Source organism: Enterococcus sp. 4E1_DIV0656 (assembly GCF_002140695.1).
GTDB lineage: Bacteria > Bacillota > Bacilli > Lactobacillales > Enterococcaceae > Enterococcus_D > Enterococcus_D entomosocium.
The window spans coordinates 253,834-262,381 of record NZ_NGLF01000002.1; the positions used below are offsets into that span (position 1 = coordinate 253,834).

The following is an 8,548-nucleotide window of genomic DNA, read 5'->3' on the forward strand; positions in this document are numbered from 1 at the left end:
AATAATTTAGTTTCTTTAATACAAAATTTCCCAAAGTTATTTTTTTTGCGTACTCCATTATTTTTTCTGGTTGATTTATTTTTTATAGTAGTATTAGGTAACAATATAGCTCCATATTTTCTGGCTAAAGACATAGAAATGCTATTATTCTCAGATTTCTTATGGCTATCAAATGATGTACATAAAATTGTTGAGACTCGCTCTCTGATACGTTTTACAATAGTATATCCATCCAAGTCAATCCAACTTGAATGATCACTTAACTCAGTTGCTCTTAAATATGATTCAATATTTTCATAAGAAGTAAAATAGTCATCATGCATTCTTTGATCAGAGTTAGGAACAAAAAGTGCGAACATATAATTATCTTCCCCTAAGTCGAGATCTTTCTTTAGCCAAGAATTAATATCTGCAGAGTAGTTGAGAATCATTCCTGGTTTTCTAGTGTAGGCAATAATAGAGTGCCCGTATTCTCTTGATTTACTAGTTTTCCCACTACCAATAAATTTTAAAGGACTTGGTAAATTGTTTGGTGCATACATTTCTAATTGTTTACTGCTTACTATTTTGTATGCAAGATATCCAACAGGAATTTTCATGTTAGGTGTTATCGATCGGAAATTTGAGACTTCTTTTACCACTATTCCTTGTTCGTCATCTCCTATTTTTCGAGATGCTGCTTCATAAAGAGAACGAAAATTAGCAAATGTTGGTGCGAACTCAATTGGAGAAATACGCTGTCCATTTACTTGAATTGTAAGGTAAGGTAATCCATTGATTTGGGGATAATCCCGATTACTAATTCTAGGATTATACCAACGTTGAACCGCCATTTCTATTTTTTCAATATAACTGTTTTCCCAGTAGCCTTCCGTCTTCTTACTACAATCACTTTTTATATATGGAATAATTATTGATGTTCCAGTTTGACCATCTTCAAATCTTGTTAACCCAAATACTGAAAGAAAAGAAGCAATTTCACTCGGATCACTTATTGGAAGTAAATTTCCTTCTTTATCTAAGTCACTGCCCCACCAAGCTATCCCTCTTTCACTCTCTCTTAATAATCTAGTTGATTCATCATTTTGATTCTCAATTAATGAAACAAGTAACCGTTCTTCCCCAGAGTGGATTTTGGTATAGTAAATAACTATGCCAATTCCTAATTTAAAATAGATTGTTTTCCCCAATCCCCAACTTCCACCAGCATGCTGACTAGTCTGCTGTTTCCCAATGTTAAAGATCAACTTATGAAAATTACTTTTATCTAGTTCTTCCTTATCTCCGACTACTGCTCCATCTAGGCCAGTCGTATTAATATCTGTTATAGAGATAAAATCAGATTTACTTTTTGGGACCGTGTCTTCTAACTTTTCCAAATAATTACCTAAGCTTATTCCGTTGAAACTTCCATGCTTAATTTGAACCTCTACTGGAGACTCGGGGCTTAAATAAGCATCTAAACTATTTTGGATTGACTCACGTACAAATAAATCAATAATGGGCATACTGTTATTTTGTAACGATCTTAAAATAGCATCTCCATCCTGAGCCATGCTTTGTATATCTCGATTTGGAATTTTTATTTTCAAAAAAGTCACCACCTAAAATCCTACTATTCTAGTCTAATTTCTGTTGAAGATAGTTCGCACGGTTAACTTTTTCAGTAAATCCTGGAATAAGAACATCAAATGCTAAAATATCTTCTTCAACATCCATTGCCTTTCTTGAAGTACTTTCTTCATTTTTAGGCTTAGAATTTTTATCAATTCTATACAAAACTAATAATGGCTTTCTATCATATCCATATTTTTGACGAACTCCTAAAACATTTTTTAATGAATTAGCACTTTTTTCTTTCTCACTTAGATCTACATCTAAATCTAAAACAAGATCACCAACAGTTCTCAATACTTTAATATATACAGTATCTTCATAAGGATTATTTTTCATTTGAGACCTCGAAACACACCCTGGATCATATCCATGTATATTCCAGCTTTTTCTTGAAGAATCTTCATATCTAGGAATTTCTCCTTTTGAAACAAGAAGAATGTTCCAACTATCTAATTTATTTTCTGAAGTATTTTCTTCTATCCACTCTATTAATGAGGTCATGGTACCTTTTTGGAGATTTTGTTGTTTTTCTGATAGTCTATAACCATTAAAGAAATCAATAATTAGTTGAGTGTCAACATTTTCAAATAATAAATTATTATCTTTAAACCTAGGTGACTGCCCAATCTTATTTAATAGTTCTATACCTACGTTAAGATTGTGCTCTAAACAAGATTTATCTCTCAGGAAACTTAACGTTTGAACGTCAAAACCTCGAAAATCCATTCCTCCTTCAATAGCATTTTGTGACTTATTAAAGGAGGTCACCATAAGTCTTTTATAGTCTGGGCTATTCATAATTCTAGGTGCGTACTCCGAAGGACTAAATCCTTTTTCAGCATAACTTTCAATTTCATCCTTCAAATCTTCATTGATTTGTGTCATAGATTCAAATTTAAATTGCGTTTCTTTATCAATCCACACTCTAGGATATAATTCGTAGTTCGGTCTATAGCCAAACCAACGTCCCATCTGCATTAAAGAATCACCTAGCTTCGTTGGTCGTAAAAAATAGGTTGACACCAAACCTTCAATTGTCAATCCTCGAGACAAAGTATTTCCCCCAATAACAATAAATGATTTATTTTTCATACCAGAAATTTCTTTATCATCTTTATCAGGGTAAATCAATCTTGCAGACTCATCATATTTCTTTGAACTATTATCTTCCACTACGTGTATACCTTTTTTATAAATCGGTTTTTTATCGTCTCCCAATTTTATGTGAGTAATAAATTCATCTTTCTTAAGACCTTTAAGATAGTCTAACCCCTCTTTAACTTCACTCCAACTAGGATAGTCACAGATGTCTTCGTTTGAATAATCAGGCATAGCATTATTAAAATCCTTTTTATCAAATGACCTTATTTCTTCATAAAACAACTCGTTAAGTTCATTAGTACAATATTAATCATTAGTTTATGGCTAGCAGTTTTTGCTCCTGTATGAATTAACATTGACAAAGGATCATCGTATTTTCTAAATCTAAGAGCCGCAACGCTAATCAAAAACCAGTATATTGCAGTTTTTAAATTAGTAAAATTTTCACATATTTCATTTTTTCCAGTCAAATAAGAAAATACACTACTCACTTCTTCATCCGTAACTGAACGAACCATTCTTAGGGACGGATTTTGAGCAGGGACTTGCAAACCAAAATATTGAACTGGTCCCATATAATCAGTTGAAGAATTCAATGCAACAATAAAATCTCTTGGATAAAGGGAATCAATTCCACTTTCATTAAGAACGGGTGCATATGGCGTGGCAGTATATGCAATATAATTTACAGCTTTAAATTTAGATGAATTAGCTATTTCTCTTATCAATCTATTAATTGTAGTTGGGTCTATTTCTTCTGTAATATCATTTGTATTTATACTTGCTTGGTCTGCTTCATCATCAATTAGAACTATTTTCATCTGTTTAGCCTTATTCTCGTTGCTATTCAACCAAGCAATCAAATTTTTTAAATTAGATTTATTTTTCAAACATACATTTAATAATCGTACTTTTGAGTTACGAGACAAATCTATGTTATCCAAGTTATATTCCGCTTCGATAGCTCCATTTCTAAATTTCGGTTTCTCTATTGCTTTAAAATTTAAAGCCATGGAACCATCCGTCGTCAAATCCTTTATTATTCGATCTTTTGTTTGCGCTCGTAAACTATCTATCAATCCGCTAAGAACAATAAAAACATTCCAACCATTATCAGCAGCCAAAGAAATTAGACCTGCCATATTAGCTGTTTTTCCAGATTGTACGTCCCCAATAACCAATCCTTTGATAGACTCTTTAGTTCCACGCCCCATGTCAGTAAGTCTTTGTACTACACCGTAAGAAGAATATTGAATTTCACTTATAGCCTTTTCCTTAAAGCCCTTTTTCAATAAATTACTCTTATATATTTGCCAAGTAGAACTACTTACAGTAGGAACTGTTGATTGGTTAAGAATATTTTCCCCCATAAATTTTTCACTGTACTCTTTATTTTCTTCTCTATAAATTGTTACAAATTCTTCCCAAGTCTTAAGAGTAAACTCGTTTTCAGGTAATGCTTGCGTGTCTAATAACATATTGAGATAAATATCTTTAGGATAATTAAAACCTTCAAGTTTTAATAGCATTTGATAGTTTTTACCACTATCTAGTTGTCTTTGAATAAAGTTTTTTAACCCATCATATTTACTATCGACATAATTCATTTAGTTTCCCCTCATCTCTTTATCAATTTTAATAATTAACTCAAATATACTTTCCAATATAGGAACAACAATAGAATTGCCTGCCATTCTATACAGATGCGAATCACTAAAGAAAACATCATGTTCTTTATTAAATGTTTTCAATCTTTCGAATTTCTGTTCGGGAAATCCCATTAATAAAAAACATTCACGAGGGGTAAGATACCGCATTGTGTCATTACCATTAATTCCATCATATAAGATCACACCAGCATTAGGATTTCTATCCTGTTTTGTACTAATAGTGTTAACAATATTGTGATTTATCTTCCCATCTATAACAATTTTATTATTTTCAAGAAAGATTTTTTCACGACTTTGAGTAAAGTTAGGTGTGACAGCAACTTGTTCTTCTAAGTATTTTTTATCTAATCTCAGGTAATTCTTCAATTCACTTACTTTTTCAACAGTTCGGGGTCTCCAATCAGAAATTTGTTGAAAAAAAGTTTCTTCACAAAGAACACTTAACATGAATGCTCGTTTTCTTTGTTGGGGTATTCCAAAGTCTAAAGCATCTAGTTCCCATGGCTCATAATTTTTGTACCCTAAAGATTCTAGCTCTCTCTTCCATGCTTCAAAATTGCCTTGATGCTTTTTTGCAAGCACTTGCGTAACATTTTCCATAACTAAAAATTTCGGGAGTTGGTTCCTATTCATTTTAGATAGAATCTCTCCAACTTCCCATAATAAACTAGACCTTGATCCACTATCTTTCTCAATTCCCTTGTTATCTTTGTTATACCAAAAACTTCCAATTGATAAGTCTTGACAAGGAAATGAATATGTAAAAATATCAATATTTTGAGGAAATTTTCTGATATCAACATTGCAGATATCCGTCAAGTTTTTTGTATTTTTTATGCTGTGTATAATAAAGTTCAATTTATCGATGGGCAGAGCTTTTATTGCCCGAATAGTTGACTTTTCTTTACCTGTTGTACTCAAGGTAAGATTATGATCTTTAATCCATGAAATAGCATCTGCCTTATCAGAAAAATAGTTAGGAGTTTTAGAATCGTGATGGATTACTTGGTAGGCCATCATGGCATTAATATCCCACTCCATTGTGTTAGCAATTTCAAAATCAAAAATAAATTTCTCTTGTAAATTTTCCAAAGCTTGCCTTTGGGCACCAATACCTGAAAAACTTTCAATTACAGTATACTTTCTCATTAATAAATCCACCTTTATAAAGCTATATAGCGAAATTTAGTATCTTTCAAAAAATCATTACATACAACATTCAACTACATTAGTATAACAGATTAGCACCAAGTAATTATACAATTAGAAGAAAAAATGAATACCAACTCTACTACCTTAAATATTGAAATTTAGTTCAATTGACATCTCCGTAAACATCTCATAAAAGTCAATTAAATAGAATTCAATTATTTTCTACCACCAAGAATAGCCAGATTTCTTCAATACTTTTGATTCAGAGCTTTCCTCATGTTTTCGTTTTCCAAAATACTCATCACTTGATGCAACAGTTGGATCATACCAATCTGCTTTTTGCTTTGCCCATTGAATCCATGTTGCTGTTTCATCATCTAACTCACCAGATTTCTCCAGAGCTGAAACATAAGCTCGAATTTTACACGAAGTTTCATAGTCTTCAGCTTTGTTTACTAAGGCTTCTGTATTTGCCACTTCTAAATTATAACGTTCTCTCTGTTCTTCCTTTTTCTGACGTTCAATTTCTCTTTGGCGAGCTTCTTCTTCACGCTTTTCTCGTTCTTGTCGAAGCACATCAGAAACTTCATATAAAGCTAGTACAATATCCCCTAGCTTCTCCTCAACAACATAAGCTTTGCAATCTCTAAACGTTTTTCTACCATGAATCATAAAACTAATTCTTCCATTAAATAGATAATCATATTTGTTAATTTTTGGTTTTGATATATAGGAATTGCTATTATGCCTATCTTCATATTTCAGGAGTTCCAAATTTTCTTTTTCTATAGGAGTATGAGGAATTTTTTCTTTAACTTCTGTGACAGAAATATGTACTGTCTCCTGATTCACCTTAATTTTTAAATCATCTGTAAGTTTACAGTCTAAAGGTTCCAGTGCCTTTATCAATGCATCAAAAATCCGACAAACTCTTGGCAGAGATTCTTCTGAAACAGTATCTGCAAAAAAAGGTGGATCTGATAAATTTCTTTTTCCCCAGCCTTTTGCTTCACTCTTCTTTAACTCCTTTTGCCATTTTGATACTTTTTTTCTATGAGCAATGATTTTTGAATGCATACGAGAGTCTTCATGAGGTAAAATTATTTGATCTGCTATCGCCAAAACTAGTGTTCGATTCTCATCATCTAAAAATTTTAGGATTCCATCTTCTTCTTGGCTTAATTTGATGGTCTCAGAACGTAGTCCTGTTTTTTGCTCTCGGTAATTTCCTTTTGGTAAAGGCATTTTTTTCACTGTTTTTCTAGCTCGTACTCGTGACCAATATCCTGCTGGGGGAGTGGGTACATTTAGAGCCTTACATATCTTATGAATGGCACTATCTGACACTGAATAAATTTTTGCAATTTTTGTAATCGGCTGCTTCCATACTTCTTCATAAAGATTTGACCTTTTATAAATATTATATGTTTTTCCACAGTATTCCATTGTTTCATGTTTTTGAAGTTTCAATTCCTGAATTTTCAGAAGCATTTGTCCACTCTTCATTAGTAGATGTAATTTTTAGAGAAGACTTTTTTCGAGACTTCACACCAGGGGTAGTTTTATAAATTGATACACTTTCTTCTGGATCACCTGTCAGTTCAAGAACTGAAACACTTTTTCCACTAGATAGCTTCATCCAGTAACCTGAAGGTGGAACAGGGATTTCAGCTATTTTTAGTTGCCTAATCATATGTCCATATGGAATATTATATTTTTTTGCAACCCCAGCAATAGATATTTCCCATATTTCATCATATAGTTCTTTTCGAGTTTTAATTAAAGCCGGCTGTTCAGGCATCCATTTTTCCTCCTTCTCTAAATAAATAATATTACGGTTGCTAACTTCACTTTCTATTTCAGTAACATCCAAATTAGTTTTTTCTTTTGCGAAAACTCCATTAATAACGACTTGCTGCTTTTCACTAGCATATTCAACTTCACTAATACTATGAGTCGTTCCCATGAGGAGAGCTTGAAATTCTTTCATACCTCCTATTCGTCGTTTTCGCTTAATAGAAAAACCAAATCTCGTTTCATTTCTTCAAATTGACTAACAATAGTGTTAATACTATTCTCGATATTTTCTATTTGAATTTCATTAATTTTTCCATGATTATAGGCAATTAGTCTCTCTGGAACAATTGAATAGCTCCAATTAGAGCGATAACTTTCTTCATTACGAATAGCAAACCCTATAGGCAATAAGTTATTTCGCATTCCAAAGGTCAACATGTTAGTTGAAATTCCTAAATAGTCCGCAGCTATTTTGATTGTCACTTTGGACATATTTCTAATTTCATCATCAGTGTATTTAGTCATGTGATTCACCTCCAAAAGATAACGCTTTCTATTTTCAATTTGAATTTTAAACACCCTAAATAATAATTTATTTTGAAAATCGACGTCTCTTATTTACTTTCATTAATTCTGAACAACTTTTGGCTCATTATCTAAAACTTTTCTCTATTCTGAAAAAAATTCACTAGTATACTCGCTCAATATATCATCTGAGCCAATATAAGGAGCTGTCACTATATCTACATCACTTTCTCCTATATATGTTAAGTAGAAATCATTTTGAGTATCAGGACTATCAGATAAATTGTCATTAGAAATACCTAGCTCTTCTGCAAAAATGCTAAGTAATCTATTATCGTTATGATTAAGTATAGAATGTAATAGAGACTTTGTTGAATCACTAACTTTAATGAAAGCAATATCTGATTGATTAATATTTCTGTCTTTAGTCATATAAGTATTTTTAGAGAAATTTGAAGAACCTACCAAATAGAAAACTGTTTCATCATTACATTTTACAAGAATTTCCTTAGAATGATCTGGATTTCCAGTGCCATAACTACAAGAACTACTAATATATAAACTAATCGCTTTAAGTGTAGGTTGTCTACTATAGCCAGAATACTGATTATGTAACAAAATCGAAGTATTAGATAAATCAACACTATCAAATACTTTTTTTACTAATTCAGTAGCTGTATTAAGTT

8 protein-coding genes are annotated in these 8,548 nt (G+C 31.9%); all 8 read right to left on the reverse strand.

Annotation, left to right across the window (positions count from 1 at the left end; translation table 11 throughout):
* A partial coding sequence (locus A5882_RS19875; RefSeq protein WP_086373019.1) for a hypothetical protein occupies window positions 1-1,592 on the reverse strand: 1,592 nt, incomplete at its 3' end.
* 28 nt (window positions 1,593-1,620) lie between these two features.
* A complete protein-coding gene (locus tag A5882_RS14535) occupies window positions 1,621-3,000 on the reverse strand; it encodes a Z1 domain-containing protein (protein ID WP_086373020.1) in 1,380 nt (459 codons plus the stop codon).
* Window positions 2,982-4,325: a hypothetical protein gene (locus A5882_RS14540; protein WP_086373021.1), complete on the reverse strand. Its 1,344-nt coding sequence runs from the start codon at window positions 4,323-4,325 to the stop codon at window positions 2,982-2,984. The genes A5882_RS14535 and A5882_RS14540 overlap by 19 nt, the downstream gene beginning before the upstream one ends.
* The gene (dcm, locus tag A5882_RS14545) at window positions 4,326-5,537 is read right to left on the reverse strand and encodes a DNA (cytosine-5-)-methyltransferase (RefSeq protein WP_086373022.1); all 1,212 of its coding nucleotides are present in this window, start codon (window positions 5,535-5,537) and stop codon (window positions 4,326-4,328) included.
* Window positions 5,538-5,762: 225 nt separating this feature from the next.
* On the reverse strand, window positions 5,763-7,031 hold the full coding sequence (locus tag A5882_RS14550; protein ID WP_086373023.1) for a hypothetical protein: 1,269 nt from the start codon (window positions 7,029-7,031) through the stop codon (window positions 5,763-5,765).
* Window positions 6,991-7,530: a hypothetical protein gene (locus A5882_RS14555; protein WP_086373024.1), complete on the reverse strand. Its 540-nt coding sequence runs from the start codon at window positions 7,528-7,530 to the stop codon at window positions 6,991-6,993. The genes A5882_RS14550 and A5882_RS14555 overlap by 41 nt, the downstream gene beginning before the upstream one ends.
* Before the next feature lie 5 nt (window positions 7,531-7,535).
* Complete coding sequence (locus A5882_RS14560; RefSeq protein ID WP_086373025.1) at window positions 7,536-7,862, reverse strand: hypothetical protein; 327 nt, start codon at window positions 7,860-7,862, stop codon at window positions 7,536-7,538.
* A 144-nt stretch (window positions 7,863-8,006) separates the two neighbouring features.
* A partial coding sequence (locus A5882_RS14565) for a hypothetical protein (RefSeq protein ID WP_176462038.1) occupies window positions 8,007-8,548 on the reverse strand: 542 nt, incomplete at its 5' end.

Coding starts and splice junctions, on each gene's coding strand:
- A5882_RS14540 (WP_086373021.1), bottom strand. CDS start 4,325: ATGAATTATGTCGATAGTAAATATGATGGGTTAAAAAACTTTATTCAA.
- dcm (WP_086373022.1), bottom strand. CDS start 5,537: ATGAGAAAGTATACTGTAATTGAAAGTTTTTCAGGTATTGGTGCCCAA.
- A5882_RS14550 (WP_086373023.1), bottom strand. CDS start 7,031: ATGCTTCTGAAAATTCAGGAATTGAAACTTCAAAAACATGAAACAATG.
- A5882_RS14555 (WP_086373024.1), bottom strand. CDS start 7,530: ATGAAAGAATTTCAAGCTCTCCTCATGGGAACGACTCATAGTATTAGT.
- A5882_RS14560 (WP_086373025.1), bottom strand. CDS start 7,862: ATGACTAAATACACTGATGATGAAATTAGAAATATGTCCAAAGTGACA.